The 22,724-nt window shown below is 52.4% G+C and carries 22 protein-coding genes and 1 pseudogene; 3 read left to right on the top strand and 20 right to left on the bottom strand.

All coding sequences use genetic code 11. From position 1 onward, the window contains the following. Nucleotides 1-226 precede the first annotated feature (226 nt). The 12 genes from GQY55_RS30965 to GQY55_RS01665 all read right to left on the bottom strand — a co-directional run bounded on the left by GQY55_RS30965 (nucleotide 227) and on the right by GQY55_RS01665 (nucleotide 12,780). Complete coding sequence (locus tag GQY55_RS30965) at nucleotides 227-3,136, bottom strand: glycosyl hydrolase family 18 protein (RefSeq protein WP_201452068.1); 2,910 nt, start codon at nucleotides 3,134-3,136, stop codon at nucleotides 227-229. 39 nt (nucleotides 3,137-3,175) lie between these two features. Beyond that, a complete protein-coding gene (locus GQY55_RS01715) occupies nucleotides 3,176-5,329 on the bottom strand; it encodes a glycosyl hydrolase family 18 protein (protein ID WP_160037588.1) in 2,154 nt (717 codons plus the stop codon). A 423-nt stretch (nucleotides 5,330-5,752) separates the two neighbouring features. Further along, nucleotides 5,753-6,277, bottom strand: coding sequence for a GNAT family N-acetyltransferase (locus GQY55_RS01710; protein ID WP_160037587.1), 525 nt, complete (start codon nucleotides 6,275-6,277; stop codon nucleotides 5,753-5,755). 305 nt (nucleotides 6,278-6,582) lie between these two features. Beyond that, nucleotides 6,583-6,723, bottom strand: coding sequence for a hypothetical protein (locus GQY55_RS01705; protein WP_160037586.1), 141 nt, complete (start codon nucleotides 6,721-6,723; stop codon nucleotides 6,583-6,585). 547 nt (nucleotides 6,724-7,270) lie between these two features. After that, nucleotides 7,271-8,623: a sensor histidine kinase gene (locus GQY55_RS01700; RefSeq protein WP_236575339.1), complete on the bottom strand. Its 1,353-nt coding sequence runs from the start codon at nucleotides 8,621-8,623 to the stop codon at nucleotides 7,271-7,273. After that, a complete protein-coding gene (locus tag GQY55_RS01695; protein ID WP_160037584.1) occupies nucleotides 8,587-9,282 on the bottom strand; it encodes a response regulator transcription factor in 696 nt (231 codons plus the stop codon). Before GQY55_RS01695 ends, GQY55_RS01700 begins: the two co-directional genes overlap by 37 nt. A gap of 150 nt (nucleotides 9,283-9,432) precedes the next feature. Continuing rightward, complete coding sequence (locus GQY55_RS01690; protein WP_160037583.1) at nucleotides 9,433-9,900, bottom strand: histone H1 protein; 468 nt, start codon at nucleotides 9,898-9,900, stop codon at nucleotides 9,433-9,435. Between the two features lie 113 nt (nucleotides 9,901-10,013). Next, nucleotides 10,014-10,505 (bottom strand): 8-oxo-dGTP diphosphatase, encoded by a 492-nt coding sequence (locus GQY55_RS01685; protein ID WP_160037582.1) that lies wholly within the window; start codon nucleotides 10,503-10,505, stop codon nucleotides 10,014-10,016. 89 nt (nucleotides 10,506-10,594) lie between these two features. Further along, nucleotides 10,595-11,101 carry a hypothetical protein gene (locus tag GQY55_RS01680; RefSeq protein ID WP_160037581.1) on the bottom strand — a complete coding sequence of 169 codons (507 nt, stop codon included), beginning with the start codon at nucleotides 11,099-11,101 and terminating at the stop codon, nucleotides 10,595-10,597. Nucleotides 11,102-11,293: 192 nt separating this feature from the next. Next, complete coding sequence (locus GQY55_RS01675) at nucleotides 11,294-11,464, bottom strand: hypothetical protein (RefSeq protein WP_160037580.1); 171 nt, start codon at nucleotides 11,462-11,464, stop codon at nucleotides 11,294-11,296. A 64-nt stretch (nucleotides 11,465-11,528) separates the two neighbouring features. Then, a complete protein-coding gene (locus tag GQY55_RS01670; protein ID WP_160037579.1) occupies nucleotides 11,529-12,050 on the bottom strand; it encodes a DUF4241 domain-containing protein in 522 nt (173 codons plus the stop codon). A gap of 181 nt (nucleotides 12,051-12,231) precedes the next feature. Beyond that, on the bottom strand, nucleotides 12,232-12,780 hold the full coding sequence (locus GQY55_RS01665) for a putative glycolipid-binding domain-containing protein (RefSeq protein WP_160037578.1): 549 nt from the start codon (nucleotides 12,778-12,780) through the stop codon (nucleotides 12,232-12,234). Nucleotides 12,781-13,296: 516 nt separating this feature from the next. Between GQY55_RS01665 and GQY55_RS01660 the strand changes: the two genes are divergently transcribed. Then, the gene (locus GQY55_RS01660; RefSeq protein ID WP_160037577.1) at nucleotides 13,297-14,568 is read left to right on the top strand and encodes an MFS transporter; all 1,272 of its coding nucleotides are present in this window, start codon (nucleotides 13,297-13,299) and stop codon (nucleotides 14,566-14,568) included. A gap of 209 nt (nucleotides 14,569-14,777) precedes the next feature. Here GQY55_RS01660 and GQY55_RS01655 read toward each other — a convergent pair. The 4 genes and pseudogenes from GQY55_RS01655 to GQY55_RS01640 all read right to left on the bottom strand — a co-directional run. Further along, a pseudogene (locus GQY55_RS01655) lies at nucleotides 14,778-14,987 on the bottom strand (hypothetical protein); the annotation flags it as partial. Nucleotides 14,988-14,999: 12 nt separating this feature from the next. Continuing rightward, complete coding sequence (locus tag GQY55_RS01650) at nucleotides 15,000-15,317, bottom strand: hypothetical protein (RefSeq protein ID WP_160037575.1); 318 nt, start codon at nucleotides 15,315-15,317, stop codon at nucleotides 15,000-15,002. Between the two features lie 44 nt (nucleotides 15,318-15,361). After that, nucleotides 15,362-15,508 carry a hypothetical protein gene (locus tag GQY55_RS01645; protein ID WP_236575338.1) on the bottom strand — a complete coding sequence of 49 codons (147 nt, stop codon included), beginning with the start codon at nucleotides 15,506-15,508 and terminating at the stop codon, nucleotides 15,362-15,364. 68 nt (nucleotides 15,509-15,576) lie between these two features. Next, on the bottom strand, nucleotides 15,577-16,536 hold the full coding sequence (locus tag GQY55_RS01640) for an oxidoreductase (RefSeq protein WP_268894984.1): 960 nt from the start codon (nucleotides 16,534-16,536) through the stop codon (nucleotides 15,577-15,579). A gap of 307 nt (nucleotides 16,537-16,843) precedes the next feature. Here GQY55_RS01640 and GQY55_RS01635 point away from each other — a divergent pair, with 307 nt between their 5' ends. Continuing rightward, a complete protein-coding gene (locus GQY55_RS01635) occupies nucleotides 16,844-17,275 on the top strand; it encodes an Lrp/AsnC family transcriptional regulator (RefSeq protein WP_160037574.1) in 432 nt (143 codons plus the stop codon). 89 nt (nucleotides 17,276-17,364) lie between these two features. On the opposite strand, the gene GQY55_RS01630 is transcribed toward GQY55_RS01635, so the two are convergent. Together GQY55_RS01630 and GQY55_RS01625 are read right to left on the bottom strand one after the other, a co-directional pair. Continuing rightward, the gene (locus GQY55_RS01630; protein ID WP_160037573.1) at nucleotides 17,365-18,546 is read right to left on the bottom strand and encodes a YhgE/Pip domain-containing protein; all 1,182 of its coding nucleotides are present in this window, start codon (nucleotides 18,544-18,546) and stop codon (nucleotides 17,365-17,367) included. Nucleotides 18,547-18,700: 154 nt separating this feature from the next. After that, nucleotides 18,701-19,480 (bottom strand): nuclear transport factor 2 family protein, encoded by a 780-nt coding sequence (locus GQY55_RS01625; protein WP_160037572.1) that lies wholly within the window; start codon nucleotides 19,478-19,480, stop codon nucleotides 18,701-18,703. A 280-nt stretch (nucleotides 19,481-19,760) separates the two neighbouring features. Between GQY55_RS01625 and GQY55_RS01620 the strand changes: the two genes are divergently transcribed. Further along, on the top strand, nucleotides 19,761-20,366 hold the full coding sequence (locus GQY55_RS01620; RefSeq protein ID WP_160037571.1) for a TetR/AcrR family transcriptional regulator: 606 nt from the start codon (nucleotides 19,761-19,763) through the stop codon (nucleotides 20,364-20,366). Nucleotides 20,367-20,463: 97 nt separating this feature from the next. On the opposite strand, the gene GQY55_RS01615 is transcribed toward GQY55_RS01620, so the two are convergent. Both GQY55_RS01615 and GQY55_RS01610 read right to left on the bottom strand, forming a co-directional pair. After that, complete coding sequence (locus tag GQY55_RS01615) at nucleotides 20,464-21,336, bottom strand: sugar phosphate isomerase/epimerase family protein (RefSeq protein WP_160037570.1); 873 nt, start codon at nucleotides 21,334-21,336, stop codon at nucleotides 20,464-20,466. Between the two features lie 56 nt (nucleotides 21,337-21,392). Further along, nucleotides 21,393-22,676, bottom strand: a complete 1,284-nt coding sequence (locus GQY55_RS01610) for an alpha-L-fucosidase (RefSeq protein WP_160037569.1) — start codon at nucleotides 22,674-22,676, stop codon at nucleotides 21,393-21,395. Between the last annotated feature and the right edge of the window lie 48 nt (nucleotides 22,677-22,724).

The following is a 22,724-nucleotide window of genomic DNA, read 5'->3' as shown; positions in this document are numbered from 1 at the left end:
GCTCCTTTCGCGACTTTCAATCAAAATACGGAATTTACATACAGTATAATGCCTTTTTCGAATAAAAGCATTGGTGTTCCGGCGTTTTTTGGCTTGCATCTTTTCCCACGAGCCATGGAATGCCGGAAAGCCGGTCCGACGGAAAAGATCCCGATCGGACCGGCTGTTCGCTTTTTTGCCAAGTCAAACCTTTCTAACGGAAAAAACGTCGGCAGTCGGCCTTGCTCTAACCTTGCAAAGCCCATAAAGCCGGCACGTTCGGCGGCTCCCAGCCTGCCAAAGAGGTGTGGGGCTGCAGGCATTTATATGTTTTTCCATTGTAAGTCACCAGATCGTCCTTGACGTACGCTTTGCCGGCAGCCCAGGCTGCCGGAGCCGAAGCATCGGGGTCCGTCGTGACCGTCAGTGCATTGCTGGCTGCCGACACGTTGCCTGCGGCATCTTTGGCTTTCACCGTAAAGGTATAAGCGGTATTCGGCGTTAGAGCGTTTATGACGGCCGTTAGCGTGGAGCCGTCAACCGACGCCGCCGGCGCATTCCCCTGGTAAACATCATAGCCCGCAACGCCTACATTATCCATCGAAGCCGTCCAGGTCAAGGTGACCGAAGTGGATGTTTTCGCCGTTACGGACAGGTTTCCCGGAGCGGTGGGCGGCACCGTATCGGCAGCGCCAAGCTTGACCGTAACGGCATTGCTTGCGTCCGAAACGTTGCCTGCCGCATCCTTCGCTTTGACGGTAAACGTATAAGACGTCGAAGGAGACAATCCCGATACCGTATACGTCGTAGACGTCGCGCTTCCCGCAAGCGAATTTCCTTGGTACACATCGTATCCGGTTACCCCGATGTTATCCGTGGAGGCCGTCCAGGTCAAGGTGACCGAATTGGATGTTTGACCCGATATTTTCAGATTGGATGGAGCCGTCGGCGCCTGGGTGTCCTGGGGAGGAGCGGACTGCAGCTGCCACAATGTCGGAGCGGAAGGCGGTTCCCAGCCAACGATCGAGGTATGGGCATACGTGCATTTATACAGGTTGCCGTTATACGTTACGAAGCTGCCCACAGAATAGGCCGTATTCGCCTGCCAAGCCGGGTAGTTCGGGTCCGTTGGCGTTGTGACGCTGATGGTGTTGCTCGCCGCGGATTCATTCCCCGATAGATCCCTCGCTTTGACGAAGAAGCTGTAGGTTGTGCCTGCCGTCAAGCCCGACAGCGTTTCCGTCAAGTTGGCGGTCTGTTTGGAAAGCGTGCCGTTTTGATAGATGTCGTACCCCGCAATATCGTCATTGTCCGTCGCAGCGTCCCACTTCAGCGTGACGCTTGTTTTGGTCTTGGCTGCGGCGACCAGATTGGCCGGAGCCGTCGGCGGCTCATGATCGATGACCGGCGGCGCGGTCGTCACGGTTAGCGGACTGCTCGCGGGAGAAGCGTTGCCCGCGGCATCCCTCGCTTTGACCGTAAAGGTATAGGCCGTGCTTCCGGCCAGCCCTTTGATCACGGCCGACGTCGTTGCGCCGTCGACGGTTTGCGCCAGCTTGCCGTCTTGATAAATATCGTAAAACATGACGCCCACGTTATCCGTGGAGGCCGTCCAGCTAAGCGTAACCTTTTTGTCGCCAACAGCCGAGGACGCCAGATTGGATGGAGCCGTCGGTGCGATGTTGTCTACCGGAGACGTTCCCGTATTCAGGTCGTTATACACTTTATCCAGCAGCTTTGGACCGGTGCACCGGTATTTCGGGCTGGTCCGGCAGTCGGAGCTGAACTCCCAGAACATTGCCCCGCCCAAATATTTGCTTTTGATATAGTCGGTTTTGTATCCCAACGATTCGGTGTCATCGTAAGAGATGAAGATTTTGGTGCTCGGATTGTACAGATAAGGCACTTTGGCCGCGTTGTTCCAAAAGCGGGTGTATCCGTTTTTGTTCACATAGTTGGCCGCGATGTCCCCGTAATCGAAAACGCCGGTGTTGCCTGAAGTGGAATCGTCCCACGTTCCGACCGGAGACCATTTGTAAACTGCGCCTTGATCCGGCGTGCAGGTTTGGAACTGGCCGTCGTTATTGGGTCCCGGGGGGCAGTTTTTCCAGCTGCGCGCCATGAATTCGAGGCCAAGCACCAGCTTGTTCATGGGGACTCCGGCTTTTTGATACGCTTGGATGGCCCCATCGACAAAAAAGTTGCTTGCCAGGTAGGGGTCGTTCGGATCGCCGTACAGTCCGGTGTTATGGCTTGTCGTGCCTTCCCATGAACCGCCGTGTAGATCGTACGTCATGATGTTGATCCAATCGACGATTTGCGCGATTTTGGCCAGCTCCGTATTGTCGACGAACGTCTGGCTCGCGCCGGAGGCGATGGTCAGCAGATAACGCTTGCCGTCCTGCGCTCCTGCCGCGTCCAGCTGATTGCGGACCTCCTGCAGCAGCAGGGTGTAGTTTTGCTTGTCTTCGGGACGATGGCTGTTCCCGGGAATCGCTTCCACGTTCGGATATTCCCAGTCGAGATCGACGCCGTCAAAGCCGTAGGCCCGAAGCGCATCGACCGCGGATTTGGCGAAGTTTTTGCGCGTCGTATCCGACGCCGCCGTATCCGAAAACCGATTCGACCAGGTCCAGCCGCCGACGGATAATATCGTTTTCAGGTGCGGATTGGCCGCTTTCAAATTGCGAAGGGCGCCAAAATTGCCGCAAGCGGCGTCGGCCCAGCATCCGGTCGTCGGTCCGCCCGGCGTCGGCCGGAGGGCATCCGCATCCGGGTCTCCTAGCACGATGCTGCCGTTAGGCACATTGCCCTGCTGAAGGGGAATTCCGGTGACCTGGCAGGGCCAGGTTTGCTTATTCGGATTGCCGGGGTCGGTGGAAGGATTGCCGTGTTTTCCATCCCAGCAAATGTCCGCGAACGCGTAATTGATATGCGTAACCTTCGATGCGTCGATGTCGGTGACGTTGTAGCTTCTTCCGTAAATTCCCCATGAAGGAAAATACCCTACGATTTTGTATCCGCTGCCCGCCGCCGCGGCGCCGGCATCGCTGCCTGCGGCCGCAGCGACAGCCTGGCCCGGAGCCAAAGGCAGCAGCCAAATAAGCAGGCTCAGCAGCACAAGCAGCACCCCGCGGAATTCCTTCTTCTTGTTCATGGCGACGCCTCTCTTTCATCACATCAAAATGGTTTGGCGTTATTTTTTCAACCATAAAGCAGGCACGTTCGGCGGCTCCCATCCCGGAAGCGAGGTATGCGCAAGCCGGCATTGATAGACCGCTCCGCCGTAGCTGACCTCGGCGCCGACGGCATAAGCCGTATTTGGGGCCCATGCCGGAGTGGTTGCCGGCCCGGAAGCATCGGTCGTTACGGTGACCGCATTGCTCGCGGGAGAAACGTTCCCGGCGGCATCTTTTGCTTTCACTGAAAAAGTATAAGCCGTTTGCGGCTTAAGCCCGGTAACCGTATAGCCGGTCGTTGTCCCGTCCACTGTACCGGCAAGCGCGTCCCCTTGGAAAATGTCATATCCGGTGACGGCAACGTTATCCGTCGACGGATTCCACTTCAGCGTCACGGTGGTGTCCGTATGTGCCGTTACCGATAGATTGGCGGGGGCTGTAGGGGCTTCGGTATCCGTTCCCAAGGCAAGCGTGGATACGGTAAGCGGAGCGCTGGGATCCGACACGTTCCCGGCGGCATCGACGGCTTTTACCGTAAATGTATAGGAGGTTTGCGGCTTGAGGCCCGCAACGGTATAAGTCGTGCCGGGTACGCGGGTTAACAGGGTTTGGTCCCGGTATACGTCATAACCGGCAACGCCGACCTGGTCGTAGGATGGATCCCATGTCAGCGTGACGGTGTTGGCCGTTTGCGATGGAGAAGTCAAATGCGTTGGAGCGGTTGGCGCGGTTGTATCCGGCGGAGCCGGGTCCGATTGCAGGTCCGAGGCGAGTTGATTCAGAAGTTTCGTGCCTGTGCAGGCGAATTTGGGGCTGGTCCGGCAGTCTTCGCTGAGATCCCAAATCATCGCGCCGCCCAGAGAACGGTTTTTGATATAGGCCGCTTTTGCGGTGATTGACTGCGGGTCTTCGTAGCTGATAAAAATCTTGGAGGAAGGATTGTACAGATAAGGTACTTGGCCGGTCTGGCTCCAATAACGGGCAAAGCCGTTTTTGTTCACGTAATTCGCTGCCAGATCGCCGTAATCAAACATTCCCGTAGGTCCGGACTCGTAGTTGTCCCACGTTCCGTTTGGAACGACGCTGCCGTTAAAATCCGGAGTGCAGGCTTGATAAAGTCCGTCGCCGCGGGGTCCGGGCGCGCAGTTTTTCCATCCCCGGCCGTAAAACGGAATGCCCATCACGATTTTGGAAGCAGGCACTCCCGCATTCAAATAAGCGTTTATGGCCGAATCTGCGCTGAATTTATTGACGGTATCCGGATCGTTCGGGTCGGAAAAGAGGTTTGCGTTGTGGTTCGTGGTTTGTTCCCAGTCGCCGTGGAAGTCGTAGGTCATGATGTTGATCCAATCCAGAATGCCCGCGATGGCGCCAAGCTCGGTCGTCGTCGCGTAAGAAGGATTGGCCCGCCCTGCGATCGTCAGCAAATAGCTGCGCCCGTCCTGCGCTCCCGCGGCGTTCAGCTTATTGCGCGTTTCCTGCAGCAGCAGCGTGAAGTTATGCTTGTCCTCCGGTCGCTGGCTGTTATCCGGCAATCCGTCCTCTACGGGATATTCCCAGTCGATGTCGATCCCGTCGAAACCGTAAGTCCGGATCACATTGACCGCCGAATTCGCGAAATTGGTGCGGGCAGCAGGATCGGCCGCCACATCCGAAAAATGATTGGACCAGGTCCATCCGCCGACAGATAACAGCGTTTTCAAGTTCGGGTTCGACTGTTTCAGCTTGTTGAGCTTGTAAAAGTTGCCGCATTTCCCTTTTTCGCAGTCTTCCCATTCCAAAGGCACGCCGTCGTTGTTGTTGACGTCCGCCCACGGATCGCCAAGCACGATGGCTCCGTTCGGGACGTTTCCCGTTTGGGTCGGAACGCCGGCATCCTTGCAGTTCCAGGTCGCTTTGTTCGGATTTCCGGGATCATTTGACGGGTTGCCGTGTTTGCCGTTCCAGCAAAGGTCCGCAAATGCGTAATTCAGGTGGGTGAGTTTCGTCGCGTCGATCTGTTCTACCTGATAGTTGGCGTCGTAAATGCCCCAGTTCGTGAAATACCCGACAACCTTGTAAGAGGGGGCGGCGGCATCCGCTTGTCCCGCACCCGGTCCCCACCAGCCAATCGCAAGCAACAGGCTGAACAAAACGGCAAACATGCCTTTTACCCATGTTTTTTTTGCCATCACTCATCCTTCTTTCGGTTCAATTTCCGCTCCCCAAGCCATGAAAATTTGGACATGCAGCCGGAATTGACGCGCTCGCCTGAAGCCGAAACGCTGGTTCACCTCCTTTCGCGGATGAGCTTTTGGCACTGCGTTAGGATGAGAAACGAAAGTTAATGCGCTTTCATTTTTATGCCTGCAAAAAGGACAGCCGTAAAGTTGTCCTTTTCTCCTGTAACCAGATCGATTACCGATGTGCTTTTATTCTAATCCCATTTTGTGCCATCTTCAACCATTATTTTAGTATTTAAAGTAAAATTTTTTATAAAATTCCATATTTCACGTGGTAAATCTTTGATGGCCATGCTCGACCGCTATTTGTTTTTCAGTAGTTTATGGCCTTGCGCCTTCTTACTTATGTAAAGAGTCATAGCGCGATTTATATTATCCAATAGAATCCAGATCTTTCCATTGAAAGCATAGATTCTGCACCTCTTCACCGCCGATTTGCAAACGATCCCTCATCAGAAACTCGCCGCCCATTTTTTTGTAAAACCCGACGGCCGGATTTTCTTCCAGCACCCAAACCAGCATGGAACGATACCCTTGTTCACGAAAATACCCGATCAAACGATTCATCAGCTCGCGGCCGGATCCCCGTCCTTGCGCTTCCTGCAGCAGATACAGCGAATAAACCTCTGCTTCAATGTTCAGTTCCTTTTCCCGGCTGCTTCCCCCGTTAATGAATCCGGCCACTTCGCCGGTCGGGGCTTCCAGAACGAAAGTAACCGACTCATTGGCCGGGTCTAACACCCGCGTCCACAGTTCCATTCGCGTTTCAAGCTTCAGGCTGTCCAGATAGCTATCGGACACGATCCCGCGGTAAGTCGTGAGCCAGCTGTTCAAGTGAACCTTTGCCAGCCCGGGAATGTCCTTGGGCTCAGCCTCCCGGATGATCCATGATTTCATGTTTCCGCCTTCCTTTCCATAGGGATTTGAAAGATATTATGTTCGAATATAGTTTGCGGGGGACGGAAAATCAAGGGTTTTCGCTTGCTTTGTTAAAAGAGGATTTGGCAAAAACCCAAAAAGCGACTTCCAAATCAGCAATATATATATCGAAACGGTTTGATTCGTCTATATTTTGTACCCTGGAGCGGCAGGAATCGAATTTTGCAAAATCCTGAAAAAGAAAACTGCCGATTCGGAATGATTCGGCAGTTCATGCAACGCTTTCGTTATCAAAAATCCGGGGATCTGCTTGAACCCCGAGTCTATGGAAACGGCGGCGCTGCTTTCATTTTAACGACCACGGGAGCCGCCGGTACGGCCACGAGATCCGCCGGTACGGCCGCTACGGGCCCCACCTGTACGACCTCCGCGAGCACCGCCGGTACGGCCGCCGCGCGATCCACCCGTACGGCCGCCTCGAGCGCCAGGCGTACGGTCGCCGCGCGATCCACCGGTACGGCCGCCTCGAGCGCCAGGTGTACGGTCGCCGCGCGATCCACCGGTACGGCCGCCTCGAGCGCCGGGCGTACGGTCGCCGCGCGATCCGCCGGTACGGTCGCCGCGAGTGCCATGCGTACGGTCGCCGCGAGTGCCGCCGGTACGGTGGCCGCGAGTGCCATGCGTACGGTCGCCGCGAGAGCCGCCGGTACGGTTACCATGCGATCCGCCGGTACGGTCGCCGCGAGTAAGGTCTCCTCTTGAGCCTTCGCCCGGAGTGCAGTCATCTCGGGTTAAATCTCCTAAAAGATCTTCAAACATATTTTCAACTCCTCCACGTAGAATTGATATATGTTATGAAGTGAATCTAGCATTTGTTATAGCCATCTGCGCATTTCATGCTAGAGAGGCAGATTTGAGAAAACCGCCGCGTGTACCGATTCACCGTGATTCAAGGCGAGGCTTTTCTACGTAGAATCATAGGGAAAAACATCCGAAGACTCGTCCAAAAAATTATGGCCTTTCCTGCCTGTATTCAAACCAAAATCGGGCCCCGCCCAAATCCGATCCCTCGCAGCCGATCGTCGCCCCGAGCCTGTCCGCCGTCTGCTTGCAAATAGCCAGCCCGATGCCTGTAACACCCGCCTTTCCCGTATAAAACCTGTCAAATACCGACATTCGTTCATGTTCGGAGACGCCAGGGCCGTCATCGTCCACGCGGATCCTGAATCCTCCCGCAATCGCCGTAAGCTCTAATCTCACTTCGTTTGAAGCATACCGCACCGCATTTTGTGTGAAATTCATGGCGACCTGAAAAATTTGCTCCGCAGGAATAGCCATTTCAAGCGGGACCGTCTTGACGAGAACAGCTACGCCCCGGTCCGCCGCTGCGGGAGCGATCAGCTGATGAACTTGCTCCATCATCTCCTGTAAGTCAACCTCCGTCAGTTTCCATTCCTCCTGTACCGTTTCCATTCTCGTCAGCTGCAGCAGCCGGTCCACCATCCGAATGAGGCGCTCCGACTCGGCCGTCACTACGCTTAAGCCATGCTCAACGGACACGACTTGATCCTTCACGGCGGACGCGTATCCCTGGATGGACATTAACGGGGTCCGAAGCTCATGGGATACGTTTTGCAAAAATTCGATTTGCTGCTGATGATGCCATTGAATGCGCCCGGACATATTGGAAAATGTATCCATAAGCTGCCCGATCTCCGACGTGTCCCCTTGAGGAATGCCTAGGCCCCGGTAGCTCGGATGATATTTGCTGACCGCTTCCTTAAGTTGCTGCAAGGGCCGCGTCGTTTTCCAGACAAACCACAGGCCGACGATGAAAATGACGCCGAAGCTGATGCAGATCGCCAAAAGCGAAACGCGCAGCACCCGCCCCGAAATCTGCTTAAGAATGTCCATGGGGGTGTACACGACGATGCGGAGGCCTTTCTCCAGCTTTTGGTGGGTATACATCATTTTTTGTCCATGAAGCGTGAAAAAATGATCTCGCGGACTCATCGAAATATGAATGAACTGACCTTCCATGCCGCCGTCCCCGGCGGCGATGATTTGGTCCGAAGGATTCAAGACGAAAAAATCGGCGTAAAACATCCGGTCCCGGAATCGAAGCTCCAAATCCTCCGTGCTCAGGTCCCCCACGTCGCCGCCTTCAATGATGTCGATCGCTTTGGTCATCTGCAGCCGCAATTGGTTCCGCGCTTGGTCCATCAGCATCCCGTCGATCAGGCGGTTAAACAGAAAAACGGTCGTCAGGACCGAAAACACCATGACAATGATGAGGGAAGTGAAAATTCTGCCCCGAATCGTCTGCATCATCCCCGGACCGCCGCTTTGTATCCAAATCCCCACAACGTTTCGATCTGCAGGGATGCGCCGGCTTCGTTCAACTTTTTACGGAGTCTTTTCACCAGATCGTCTACGACCCGGGGCTCGCCCATAAAATCGTATTTCCATACCTGCTGGATCAGCTGCTCTCTACTGAAGGGCCGCTCCACATGTTTGGCTAAAAAAACAAGCAGCTCATACTCCCGGGAAGTGAAAGACACCTCCTGATCTCCGACGGTAACCAGCCTGAATTCCTCGTTCAGCGTCATGTTGCCGATCACAATCCCTTTTCCCGATTCGGTTTCCCCCGTCAAGCGGTAAGTCTGAACAAGACGCAGCATACCTTTCACGCGGGCGATCAGTTCCCTCGGATGGAACGGCTTACGCAAAAAATCGTTGCAGCCGAGCTCCAAACCGATGATCCGGTCCATTTCCTCGCCGCGGGCCGAAATCATGATGATGGGCATTTCCGTAAAAGTTCGGATCGATGTCAGCAAGGCAAGCCCATTGACGCCGGGCATCATAATATCCAAGATGAGGCAATCCGGTTTTTCAGACCGTACGTTTTCCACCAGACTGCTCCCGTCGGGAAAAGCCGAAACGGTAAACCCGTCCTTCCGCAAATATTCCGTAATCAATTGCAGGATATTGGCATCGTCATCGACGACAAATATATGCGCCATCCCGTTTCCCTCCCGTCTGATGCTACTATTGTACTCTCCTTGATCGGAAATCGTCTATCGGCCTGTTTTTCCGAAAAAGGCAACCCGCGTCAACAGATTTTCACAAAAAAAGACGGGTAGACTGTCGTCTCCCGCCTTTCCCAGTGCCGTTTATTTGCTCTTTTTGGCTGCCGGTTTTTTAACGACCTTTTTTGCGGCCGTCGTATGTGTTTTAGCATGATGCGCTTTTACATGATGCGTTTTGGCATGATGTTTTTTCGCAGTATGTTTGCTATGGACGGCTTTAACGGCTTTTTTCGTTGTTTTCGCGTGTTTTGCCGTTTTGGCCTTTTTTACGGATTTGCTTGCGGCGGGAGCTTTTTTGGTTTTTGGCGCCGTTTTTGCTGCAGTAGCCGAAGCGGACGTTTGTTTGCCGGTTTTGGCAGACGCTTGTTCAGTCGTTTTGGACGCAGGTTTTACCGTTTTAGTCTCTGCTTTCTTCTCCGCTGCGGCAGTCGTTTTCGCACTCGCGGCGGCAGGCTTGGCGGCATCGGCAAACGCCGCTGTACCCGCGCCGGCAAGCAGCAGGACGGAAGTCATTCCGGAAATCAGCAATTTTTTGGACCATGTGTTGTTCATGTCGTTTAACTCCTCTCGATTGGGTATGTCTTTATACTACTTACCAATCATGTGAGAGTAGCCGTAAAATCGTGTAAAAAGTATATGAAAACAAACACAAAGTTGTCACTTTTTTAGAGCTTTTTCACGCTTTCCTTCAAGGTTTTTTTGTTATCCATGTCATAGACTTCATAAATTTCGAACGTGCCTTCCTCGAAAAAAAGCGGAAAACGCCGCTTAAACCAGTCCTGCATCGGCAGGGAGGTCGCCTCTTGAATCGGAACCCACAGCAATTCGCCTTCCGGCGGATTTTCCAGCAGTTCCCCTTCGAACGAAGTCGCCAAATAGTTGAAAACCATATATCGGTAGTTCGTGGAAGGATCGACGAATTCGTCCAGTCCTTTATAGACCAGGTCCTTGACGATCAGTCCCGTCTCCTCCCTCACTTCGCGGATGGCGCCTTCCGTCAGGCTTTCGGGAAATTCCACTTTGCCTCCGGGGCCGATGTAGCCCGGAAAGCCGCGTTTGCTGGGGCGGTTCAGCAGCAATACTTTGTCTCCGTCCTGGACGAGGCACATCGTGTATAAAGCCACCTCGACCGCGGGCGCGGATGTCGTCTGTGTCATCTTTGTTTCCTCCGGTTCGTTTGCATGATCGAATGTATCTCCTATTCTAGCACATTCTTCATCCGGCCAGCGGAGAAAACGGCATTCGATCACGGCTTCGATACGACGACGTTCGCGCCGTCTTCGCCGGATGTGAGCAGAAGCTCCTTGTCGCCCCGAATCTCTTTGAAAGCGGTGAAATCGGCCATGGAACGGTTTAGCGTCACATCCAAGACGACCTTTCCGTCATCCATGAACACGAGCTTGTTCAGCGAATCGTCATCCAGCGGATAAGCCCCAAGGAACGTGTTGTCGAGCAAATACCCGACGTAAGAGCGGCTTGTGGTCCACGAAGTTCCGATGATCCGTTCCATCTCGCTTTTCGTCGTATAGGGATGAAAAATGTATACGTGATCCCATGCCACCGGGGTCAACTCCGATAGTTTAAAAGCCGTGCGGCCGTCCATAGCTGCCTGCAGCTTGCGGACAAACTCCTCCGCTCCCTGATTGTCGACATGCTTGGACTGGAACGAAACGTAACTGAACCCGAAAGGCACCAGCAAAATGATCAGCAGCAAAAGCGGAATGACCAGCTTCTTTATGTTCTTCTTGTTCATCGCAAGAGTCTCCATCAACATAATTCACAGTATATTCATAGGATATATAAGAATTTCCTATATCATACCTTTAAGAAGCGGACGTTTCCAGCTTTTTTTGCTTTTTTCTTGAAAATAAAACGGTTTGTCTCCCCGTTTCATTTCATGATCTACGCGTTGTTATTGCATTTCTTGGCCGCGCTTTATTCGAATTCAACATGCCGGACATGGCTGCCGACCACGATGTTGGTAGCTGATCTTTTCCTTCGCGGCCGGCGCAGCCTCTCTAACGACCCGTCTGATCGTTTGCAGCTTTTCCTGAATTTCGGGCGTAAATGTCGAAATGTACTCATCGACGGAGCTATAGGTACTTTTTTCATTCATGGGAACCGGTTCTCCTTTCGCAGGCCTGAGATGAGGACGCCCCCGGCGAAATGGCCCGTTTCCCCTACAGGTCGGCTTCTTTAATAAATACGATTTTCACTCCTATAATACGCCCTTCGCCATCGGCGGCTGCGTACGCCGCGTATCCCCCGTCTCCAAAGCCGGAATGCGAGACTACGCCTCCGTCCAGCACGCCGGCCTCTGTTTCGCTTTCCGTTATATCGCAGCAGGCAAGATACCATTCGCTGTCGGTCGTATCCTGCTCCGGCGCTTCCGGATCGGGAATGCGGTATTTGCTTGCATCAAATATGCCCGCCTGTCCACTGTCTACGCCGACGATGAAATTACATTTCACCCATTCGAGCCGATCCTGCTTGTCCGTAAACGCACTGTGGCAGGCGACCAGCTTGGCGCAGGCCTCTCCCCAATCCCTCACCTCGGCTTTATGGACGAAGGCGTCCCAGGTGCCGTTTAATGCACGGTCCAACACCCCCATAATAATCGTGTCCGGGTTCAGGTCGTAACAAGGATCGGACACGACCATGCTGCCGGATGTCACCTCGAATTGTCCCAATGGAATCATCATGTTTGGTTTCCCCTCTCTGTTCTTTAAATCGACTGTGCTGCACTGGCATGCATAAAATAGCCTTTTTATTGAGATTAGCATTCGCACTGCGGAAAATTCAATCCAATTACGCGATTCCCTTCCGTTTCAGGTACATCCCCTTAAGGCGTGAAGCGAAAAAATTCGGGCTTCCCGTCCGGATCTACCCGCTTTTCTCGATCCATTCCCCTTCGTATTCGCGGATGATGCCTTCCTGATCGGTCCGCAGCCGTGCGGTGTAGCCGCTCATGGAGCGGTATTCGTATTCGCATTCTCCCAAGCGGGTATACATTTGCTTCAGCGGCATCACGTCAAACTCCGGAAACCGGACCCAAACCGCCGTCATTTCGCGCGATTCTCCGATTTCAAGCCGCGTTCTGCGGATCGGAAGCAAATTGGTCGAAGGCGTTGCGCCGATATCGATATCTGTGAATCCGTCGAATTCGGGCAAATGGATGCCGTCCTGCGTCCAACGATTGGCCTCATCTTTTTGCAGCCGCATCGTTTGAACGTTCTCCTGGCGGACGTACCGTATGACGGCTTCCCGGGTGTTTCCCAAAACATCGCACACGACATGATAATCCACGAAAGAACGTTCTCCCGGCTCCGAGCGAATCACCTTCCCGTCAATCTCCGTCCGTTCTCCCAGCGTATGGGTGCAATATTCCATGCCCGTATCGTCCAAGCGTTTCCAAACGATTGATTTTTCCATGTTGCGCTCTCCTTTTGATCTTGATGGTTTACATGGAGACCGACCCTTGCGAAACAGGCGTTTCTACCGTTCCCGTTGGGGATCTCGTATTTGACTTCCGAGTAGTTATGTACCAGCAATTCCTCTTTGATCGTCCGCCCCGTCTTTTTGTCCACGACCCGCCGCCGGATTTCGTTTTCCCTGAAATGTTTCCCGTTCTTGGGATGGAACCATTAAGACGACGCAAAACTGCGGTTTGTTTCATTTGATCATAGCCGATCCGGGCCGGGGACGGTAGTTAAAAAATCGATATCATTGAAACTTTGCATCGCTTGGGCACTCTGGCAATAGGCCGATCCGGATATTTCGAATCCTGAGTATCGGAAGTTCTATTATTAACTCTCTGTTTACATTCCCCCTCTTCCCCCCCCTGTCTCTTCCCCACGGACATCTTCCATTTTCTGCTTCCCTCGGGGAGAACCTCCTGCTACAATGGGGATGACCATACAACGATGACAGTGACGGGGGATCAGCAAAATGCATGTATTGCATGCGGTTACATCAGGATGGAAACAGCTTGGCCGCAATATCCGGCTTTTTTTTCTGGCCAATATGCTGTACCAAATCGGGACGGGCATGTTTTCGGTGCTTTACAACTTGTATATTCAAGCATTAGGGTATGAAGACACGATGAACGGGACGATCGTCAGCGTGCAGTCTTTGGCGACGGCGCTCGTATTTATACCGATCGGGCTGATCGCCGACAGGGCCAGCCATAAGCTGCTGCTTTCGCTTGGCGCCATGCTTACGGGGCTAAGCTTTATGGGAAGGGCTTTTGCAAGCGGGGAATCGGGACTGGTCCTGCTGGCGGTGGCCGCCGGCTTGTTTGCCGCCTTTTTTCAGGTGATCGCCGTTCCTTTTCTGGCGGAAAATACGGATAAACAGCAGCGGCTGAAAATATTCAGCTATCACTTCTCCCTCGTGCTTGCGGCGCAGGTGCTCGGCAGCAGCGGGGGCGGCGTTTTGGCGGATCTGCTGCAGCAGGCGGGGATGGAAAAAATCCACAGTCTGCAAACGGTGCTGTTCATCGGAGGCGCGGCAAGCTTGCTGGCGTTTATTCCGCTATTGTTCGTCCAAAAAACGGCGAAGGAAAAAGTGCTGGTCGAAACCGTCGTGCCCGAGGCGGCAACCAAACCAATGGTTCCGGCCAAGGATGACTGGAAAGCCATCTGCAAATTCACGCTCGCCCAACTGATCGTCGGAACGGGCTCCGGGCTTGTCGTGCCTTATTTGAATCTTTATTTTACGAACCGTTTTGCCGTGTCGCTATCGGCCGTCGGGATTTTGATTTCGCTCGGCCAGGTGATGACGATCGTGTCGATGCTGATCGGCCCGACGCTGGCGAACCGGGTTGGCCCCGTAAAAGCGGTCGTGCTGTTTCAAATGATGTCCCTGCCTTTCCTGCTGCTGACGGGGTTCACGAACTTGTTCGTCATCGCTTCGATCACGTTCCTGTTCCGGCAGGCGCTTATGAATGCAGCCAATCCGATTCAGTCCTCGATTATGGTGGACCGGGTATCCGACGCGCGCCGAGGCATCGCCAATTCCATGACGCAAACCGCATTTATGCTCGGCTGGGCGACGATGGGGCCGGTGCAGTCGTTCCTGCTGACCGCTTACGGAACTTATTGGGGATATGCGATTACCTTCAGCATGACCGGCGTTTTGTACATCAGTGCATCGGCAATGTATTATTTTATGTTCAAAGAACGAAAAACCGCAGCTTCCAAAGCTGCGGCCGCGATGTAACTTCTTGTTCATTTCTTCTTATTTACAAAGTTGTTTCTGTCAGGCGGAAGGCGATGCCTTCCGCCATTACTATAGAAGAAAAGAAGAGCTAATGACAAATTTTTTGACCGTTGGCTCTTCAAATTAAAATTTAGATAGTTGTAACAATATATTGTCGTTATCTCATCATATAGTTTAGAAGATCAAACTCTGCTAGGAGCATCGACCCTTTATAAAACTTCAACCACTGTAGCAGCAGTCAGATCTTCCGTAGATAAGCTGCTATTTTCGGAATCGATGCTAATCAACATAACAACCTTTATTGTATAACGTCCTTTGGAAACATGACGGCCCTTTATATCTTTAAAATCCCATGTTTCTTTGTAACTTAGTACCTCCTCATTCTTAAATTCCCGTTGTATTAATTTCATGGGAAATACTCTATTTGTAGATCACCTGTAAACTTCTTCATTTTCCTCATTCATTATAAATATCTCATATTTTTGAGATCCGTAGTGAATTAGTTGGTCTTTCCCTGAAATGTTTCGAAGATTAAAAAGAATGGTTATGTGGTCTTCCTCCTTGATGGTATCTATGGAAGTTTTCATTACCTTACTTGTAGGCTCCATTCTTTTCTTGGTTTGAGTTTCTAAATGCCCTTCATTTTTGCCAGAATTCATGCTTTGAAGGTCCCTTGTTTTCAAGGTATCACAGGAGTTGCATAACGTTATTAATAATAGACAGAAGACCAATATTGTAAGTTTTTTCATGCAATTCACCTCAAGTAACTAATGAGGTAAATATAGGGAATGTTTCAAAAAAAACTCCAGATACCCTCCAAAAAAGCAATCAACTCCTCCACGGTTTGCACATGATACGCCGGCCGAATCGCCGTCCGTTCTTCCTCGCTTCCGTACCCGTAACCGGCCGCAATCGAATCGATGCCGAAATGCTTCAGCACGCCGATCAGGAACCCACTTCTCTAACTCTAACTATATAAAGATTTTTCAAAAATGAATAGAGAAGCTTTTAATGCTGCGACGCCATCTCCGGCACCAAAAAGGTATTCCGGATATAATCCGGGTCCTGAAGCAGCGGTCTGCCGACCGCGATAAAATCGGCCAGGTTTTCCGACACGATGAATTCCGCAAACGACGGATCATAGATTTTTCCGACGGCGATCACCGGAATGCCCACGTATTGTTTTATAATGGAAGCATACGGAACCTGGTATCCATCGGGGGTCGCGAGCGGATTGACCGGCAGCAGACCGCCGGAGGACACGTCCACCGCATCGATGTGGGCTTCCAGCTGATGAAGCATCTTCCCGACCTCGACGGGAGTCAGCCCTCCTTCGGCAAAATCGGATGCGGATACCCGGACGATGACGGGATAATCTTCCCCTACCTCGGAACGGACGGCTTCCAGGATTTCTTTTAAGAAACGGCTGCGTTTTTCGGGCGATCCGCCATATTCGTCAGTCCGCCGGTTGGATAGCGGGGACAGGAACTGATGCACCAGATGCCCGTGCGCCGCATGCACCTCGATGCCGTCGAACCCGGCCTGCAGGCTTCTTCTTGCCGCCAGGCGGAAATTTTCGACTTCGGCGCGGATGTCCGAGACGCTCATTTGCTCCGGTACGCCGTATTCATCATCATAAGCGATGGCACTTGGGGCAAGCAGCCGCGATGAACCGCTTTTCCATGATTTTCTGCCGCCATGCGTCAGCTGAATAAACACCGGCGTATCCTTGGCGTGAACGGCATCGACGACCAGTTTCAAAAAAGCGGTATGGTCGTCGGTAAAAATTCCGATGTCATTGTGAAAGAGCCGCCCATTTGGGGAAACGCCGGTCGATTCGATGATCAACAGCCCTGCCCCGCTTGCTAATTTACCGTAATGCCGTACATGGTAGTCGGTTGCAAAAGCTTCCGGCGTTCCCTGCCACTGCTGCATGGGGGATACGATCAGACGATTTTTCAAGGTCAGCTTTCCTAAATTTTTTTTCGCTTAAAATGGTTGTGATCATTCGTTAAGCCCTCCTGATGTTGAACTCGTGTACTGCTTCTTTTTTAATTACAGTTTATCGGACGGAGGGCTGGCGTGCCATGCCAATATCAAGTTTTCCTTCCCGTTTTACTATGGATTTGAAGGACTATTTCCCCTTATACTTAAAAAATGAAAGCAGCCGTTACATGGCGGTGCGATGCCGATAATCGCGCATGCCTTGAAGGCGCCGGGATAAAACGTATTTCGTAAGATCTTATGTTATTTTCCGCCAAAGGAGGATGCCTCTATGGATCAAACCGATTTAAAAATTTTAAATATACTGCAGGACAACGCCCGAATCTCCATTAGCGAACTGGGCCGGATGATCAATATGACCGGTCCGGCCGTGACGGAACGGATACGGAAGCTGGAAGAAAAAGAAGTGATTCGTTCCTATCGCGCCGTCCTGTCTCCCGAAAAGCTGGGCAAAGCCATTACGGCGTTTGTGATCATACAAGTGAACCGCTGCGACCTGTTCACGGATTTTTGCAGACGGTCGCCGGATGTCGCGGAGATCCACCAAATTAGCGGCCAATTCAACTTCCTGATCAAGGTTGTCACCGAATCGATGCAGTCGCTTGAACGATTCCGGCGGGAATGCAGCGAATTCGGATTTACGCAGACGATGACCGTGCTTTCGACCCCGTTTGATCCCAAAGGCGTGCCGCTTGACGACTAAAAGGCCGGTTAACCGTACTTTTTCCCAAGGTGGAGAGTTCTTCTCCACCCGAACATCGGCAACGAAACATTGATAAGCTTCCTTCATTTTTAACTGTCCGTCGCAGAAGCCGGCACCGCATCTGCCGCTCGACCGGCTTTAAATCCCGAAGCGAGCAGCAGCACTAAAAATCCCCCGGCGACGCCCCACAAGACGGTAGCGTTCGAAGAGGCCGCATCCAGCCCGCCGAAGTACATCGCTTCCCGCAGCCCTCCTGCCGCGAACCGCAACGGCGTCCACGAATAGATCCAATCCCGCGTCGCCTGCGACAAAAACTCCGGAGCCATGTTCAGCAGCGGTAAAGAGAAAAACATCAGCAGTACGAGCAGCGGCATCGCCGGGAATCCGATCCAATTCAGCAAGGAAGATTGCAGCAAAAAAAACGCCGATCCGGCCAACCATAGGAACAACCAAATTTCACCCGCGTTCACCAGCTCCATGCCGTACCACGACGAAGCCATCCATAGGGTGAAACCCGACGTTATGCCGGCGATCACAAGTCCCGCGATCGCTTGCAGCGCGCTGACCGTCCATCTTCCGGAACCCGCCGCGACCGCTTTCCGGCTGGCCAGGAACATGACGACTCCTGTCACCAGGCTGCCGATCCACATGATCTGAATCAATAACCCCGGCGCGTTCCCCGACGCATGGTTCGCCCCCGGCGGATGCACGACTTCCTCCTGAACGCTCACCGGCGCTATAAAAGCTTTAGCCGTCTCCACCGGAATTTGTACCGTTTGCTGCCCGATCTGACCAAGCAGCTGCTGCGCCAGCTCCCCGCTAATCATCTCCATCGCTTGCCCCAAAACCTGTCTTACGACCGTCGAGGCTTGAGCGTTCATCCCCTCGTTGGCGATGATCTTCACCTTAGGGTGAATCGGCGAGGGCGTGGCTAACGAGAGCATTCCGCTGCTCAGATCCGCCGGAAGCACCAATGCTCCGTAATATTCGCGTTTATCCAGTCCTTCCCGGGCTTTTTCCTCGGAATCCACGACATGCCAGGCGAAAGGCAGCGCCTGGTTCGACAACATTTGTTCCCGGATCGTTTCCCCGACCGCCAACGTTCCTCCATTCGGCAGCCCCGCAGGCCGGTCAAGCACAACAAGGGCTACCGGGAGCTCCTTGGGCTTCGATCCAAGCACCGATCCCATCATTGCCGCCCCGAATACGACCAATACGACCAGGACGATCGCCACTCCCAGCCACGTCATCTTTTGTTTTAGCATGTTCATGATCCTCTACTCCCCGTCTCTATACAATGAACAAAAATAGCGTTGCTGCGGCAACGCGACCGTATCCATTGGATACCCCGATTTATTCGTAATGCGAAAGACATCACCCGTAGAAATCGGCGATGTCTTTCTTGTTATTCAGCTGGGCCAAATTTTAAAATCTGCTGTTCGAATTTTTGCGTTTTTCCGCCGGTAGGATCGCCTCGACGACGTCCCAATGCTCGGCAATCTTTCCATCCTCTATGCGGAACAAATCGTAGAAAGCCGTAGGTCGGCCGTCGAAGAGCCCTTCGCTCACGGTAAGAACAAAATCGCCTTGTCCGATCACCTGATGAAGATGAGTATATTGGAATGTAATATTTTTTTCCGCCAGTGCCTGCAATGCGGCATGAAGACCCGAAAGTCCGTCCGCAATATGCGGACTATGCTGAATGTAGCGATCCCCGTCAAAATAAGAGGTAAGCAGGTCCGGGTTCTTCCCGAACAATATGTTCTCGACATAACTTTTGACAAGTGTTTTGTTCGCGTCCGTCTTATCGATATCCCCAATCGTGACCGGTCCGTCAATCATCGTATGGTTGCTTGGGGTTTTCTCCACCATCTCTTGCAAATTATCCCAATGTTCGACGATCAGTCCATTTTCAAAACGGAAAATATCAATAGCGACTTTGGCGCCGAAAAAATCATATACGGAATGAAGCACCACATAATCACCGTCGACAAAAGCGCGCTTTACGCTTACCTTTGTACCGGCTTCCTTTAAATGATCCAGCGCTCCAAGCATAGCTTCACGACCATCGAGTAAAGCCTGGTTGTGCTGGATGTATTTTTCCGGATGAACGTAAGCCGTAATCGCTTCGGGGTTGCCGCTCTGCAAACTTTCCAGCACGGCGATAGCCTTTTGGACAAGCTCATTTTGATTGTTTAACGTCATTTGAATATCCTCCTGATATGAATGAAAGTTAAAATTTCCGTTGGCGATGAACAGGTCTAATCTTTGAACAACCTTACCGAATTTTTATTCCCCCTTTCCCTCCGAGTTTATAAACATCAAGATAAATAATGAACTTCATGTTGTTTATTTATCTTTTGCTCATTATAATAAAGGTGAATATGACGCTCAATATTCAATATTTTTGTTTATGAAGGATAAAATACAAATTCATATCGCTTTGTCGCTTAACGCTTGAAATTTTTTTAGGAGAGCGAAAACAATGAACAAAAAAACCGATTTAAGAGTATTGCGCACGAGACAATCGATTCGAAAAGCGTTTTTTGAGCTTATTAAGGAAAAAGGATATGATGCGATCACGATCCAGGATATTGCCGATCGGGCCATGATCAATCGAAACACGTTTTATCTTCACCACCAAAATAAACCCGATTTATTGGATACTTGCATGGATGAGTTGCTCAGCGAATTAAGGAAGGCCGTTGTTTTATGTCCGATCCACATGAATCCCTTCAGCATTTCCAGGCTCGAAGCCGTGATGCAAGCGATATTGGATCATATTTCAGGCAATATCTCTTTTTATTACGCCATGCTGATTGATGAGAACAGAATCTACCCGTTTCGGGCGAAAATGGAGCATATTATTAGAGATAAACTTAATGAGGGGTGGAATCCCGATCAGGGAAATTCCCCTTTAGCGATATCGAAGGAGCTGCTGCTCGAATACCTCGTATCGTCTTTTATGGGGATTGTCATTTGGTGGGTTAAAAACGATCGGCCGCTTCCGGCGGGCGAAGTTTCCTCGCAGTTTAGCAGCATCGTTACGCACGGGCATTTGAAAGCCGCCGGCATTGCCGTCGAGGAATAAATTAGCGTGGATTGAAGAAACGCGCGTATTTCTTATATTTAAAAAAACGCTGCCGGCGGAATCAACCGCCGGCAGCGTTTTCAACATTAGTTATGGATTATACCTCATCCCAAATGCGTCTTAAATTTTCAAGGCCCAGCTTCGTGCCTTCGCGGCACTCCTCCATGCCTTCGAATTCCAGCGTGACGTATCCGTCGTAACCGGACTCCTTGATCATCCGCAGCACCCGCCGCACGTCGACGTCTCCTTGCCCGAAGATCGATCCCCGCAGGTAATTCCCATGGGACGTCCGGAACCAGGCGCCGCCTCCCGGGTTTTCATCCGCCGGACGGATGTAGAAATCCTTGACGTGAATCAGCGAAGCAAACGGCAGGTTCCGTTTGACGCCGACCAGCGGCTGCTCATCGACGCAGAGGAAATTGCCGATGTCGAGCGTCGTTTTGAAATTTGGACGGTCCACGGCACGAAGCACCCGCTGCACCCGGTCGCTGGCCTGCACGCTGACGCCATGGTTTTCGATCGTCGTCGTGATGCCGTATTGCGCCGCATAATCGGCGATGCGCCGGCAGCCCTCCACGATTTGAGCCAGGTTATCCTCCAGGTAATCGATGCCCCATTTTTCCGGTGGAAGCGTGAAGGCCGTTACGTCGTGGCGCATATGTTTCATGCCGAGACGATGCACCGTATCGACATGCCGCTTTATTCTATCGATCTCGGCTTCGAACTCTTCCGGGGTTTCCTGCACGAAATTCGCGGGCATCGAATAATTGGACAAGGCAATGCCTTTTTCGGCCGCCCGCTCGCGGACGGCATCCGCAAGATCCGGCTGGTCCTCGAGGGTGAATCCGTAAGGAACGATTTCCATATGTTCCCCGCCGTGTTCCGCGATCCAGTCGATCACGTCCAGCACGGTCATTTCTCCCGCTTTGATCGCTTGAAGCAGGCTATAGGTGCTTACTCCAGGTTTCATTCCGTTCATCCACCCTTTCGGTAAAGGTATCAACAGCTCAGAAGACGTTCAACGGTTTATATTTCCTCCGTCAGTTCAAGCTCAATGACGGTATCGAGCTCATCCGGCAAATCTCCTCCGGTAATGTGGATGAACGCGCCGCTTTCCGTATCCGAATATTGGTCGGCCATCCATGGCGTTTGCACATGCAGCTCGCTGCCGTCCGCAAGCAGGCGGGCTTTTTTGATCTTTCCTTTTAAGCCCTGGAAATAGATCGGCCCGATGCCCCGGTCAAACACATGCGCATACAGCTTGTTGCCGCGCTGGGTGTAGCGGCCCCACTCCGGTTTCGGCAGCTTGGCGATGCCGCAGCCGTAAATGCTGTCGCCGTTGCGGCGCAGCCATTCGCCGACCGTATCCAAAATTTCAAGCGATTCCTTCGGGATTTCGCCTTTGGCATCCGGGCCGACGTTCAGAAGCAGGTTGCCGTTTTTGCTGACGCATTCGACGAGCGCACGGATAACCTGGCGCGGGGATTTGTAATTCCGGTCGGTCGCATGGTATCCCCAATGATCGTTCAGCGTGATGCACGCTTCCCACGGAATCGGCTCGCCGGCCGAATTGACGATGCCCTGCGGCGGAATGATCTGCTCCGGCGAGAAGAAATCCCCGGCGTACACTTCAGGCTCCGCCGCCATGATGTTGCCGCCGAGCCGGTTATCGATCACGATATCCGGCTGCAAGGAACGGATCATCTGGATAAGCTCGGTCGCGCGCCATTTTTCTCCCGTCATGTCGTCATAAGAAAAGTCGAACCACATGATATCGATTTTGCCGTAGTTGGTCAGCAGCTCCCGCACCTGGCCGTGCATATAGTCGAGATAACGGTCGAAATCGATCTTTTTGTCCTTGTAAGCCTCGTTGTCGCGCATCGGGTGCTGACGGTCGCCATAAGCCGGATAATCGTCATGATACCAATCGATCAAGGAATAATAGAAACCGACCTTCAGCCCCTCTTCACGGAATGCGTCCACATATTCGCGTACGAGGTCCCGCCCCGCCGGCGTATTCGTCGCCTTGTAATCGGTCAGCTGACTGTCGAACAGGCAAAAACCGTCATGATGTTTCGTGGTCAGCACCGCATATCGCTGCCCGGCGGCTTTGGCCGCTTTGGCCCAGCTCTTCGGATCGTAAAGCACCGGGTTAAACTCTTCGAAATACGGCTGGTACTGCTCGTTGGTGATCCGCTCCTGGCTTCGCACCCATTCCCCTCTGGCTGGAATCGCATACAACCCCCAGTGGATGAAAAGGCCGAAACGGTCGTTCATCAGCGGAAGCGTTCGTTCGAAACGCGGATTCATGTCGTATTACCTCCGTTTGTTATATAAGTTGAACCCATATTTTGTACG

It is taken from the genome of Paenibacillus sp. USDA918EY (assembly GCF_009870825.1).
Lineage (GTDB): Bacteria > Bacillota > Bacilli > Paenibacillales > Paenibacillaceae > Paenibacillus_AQ > Paenibacillus_AQ albilobatus.
Note: the sequence above shows the minus strand (reverse complement) of the source record. Positions and strands in the feature narration are given on the sequence as shown.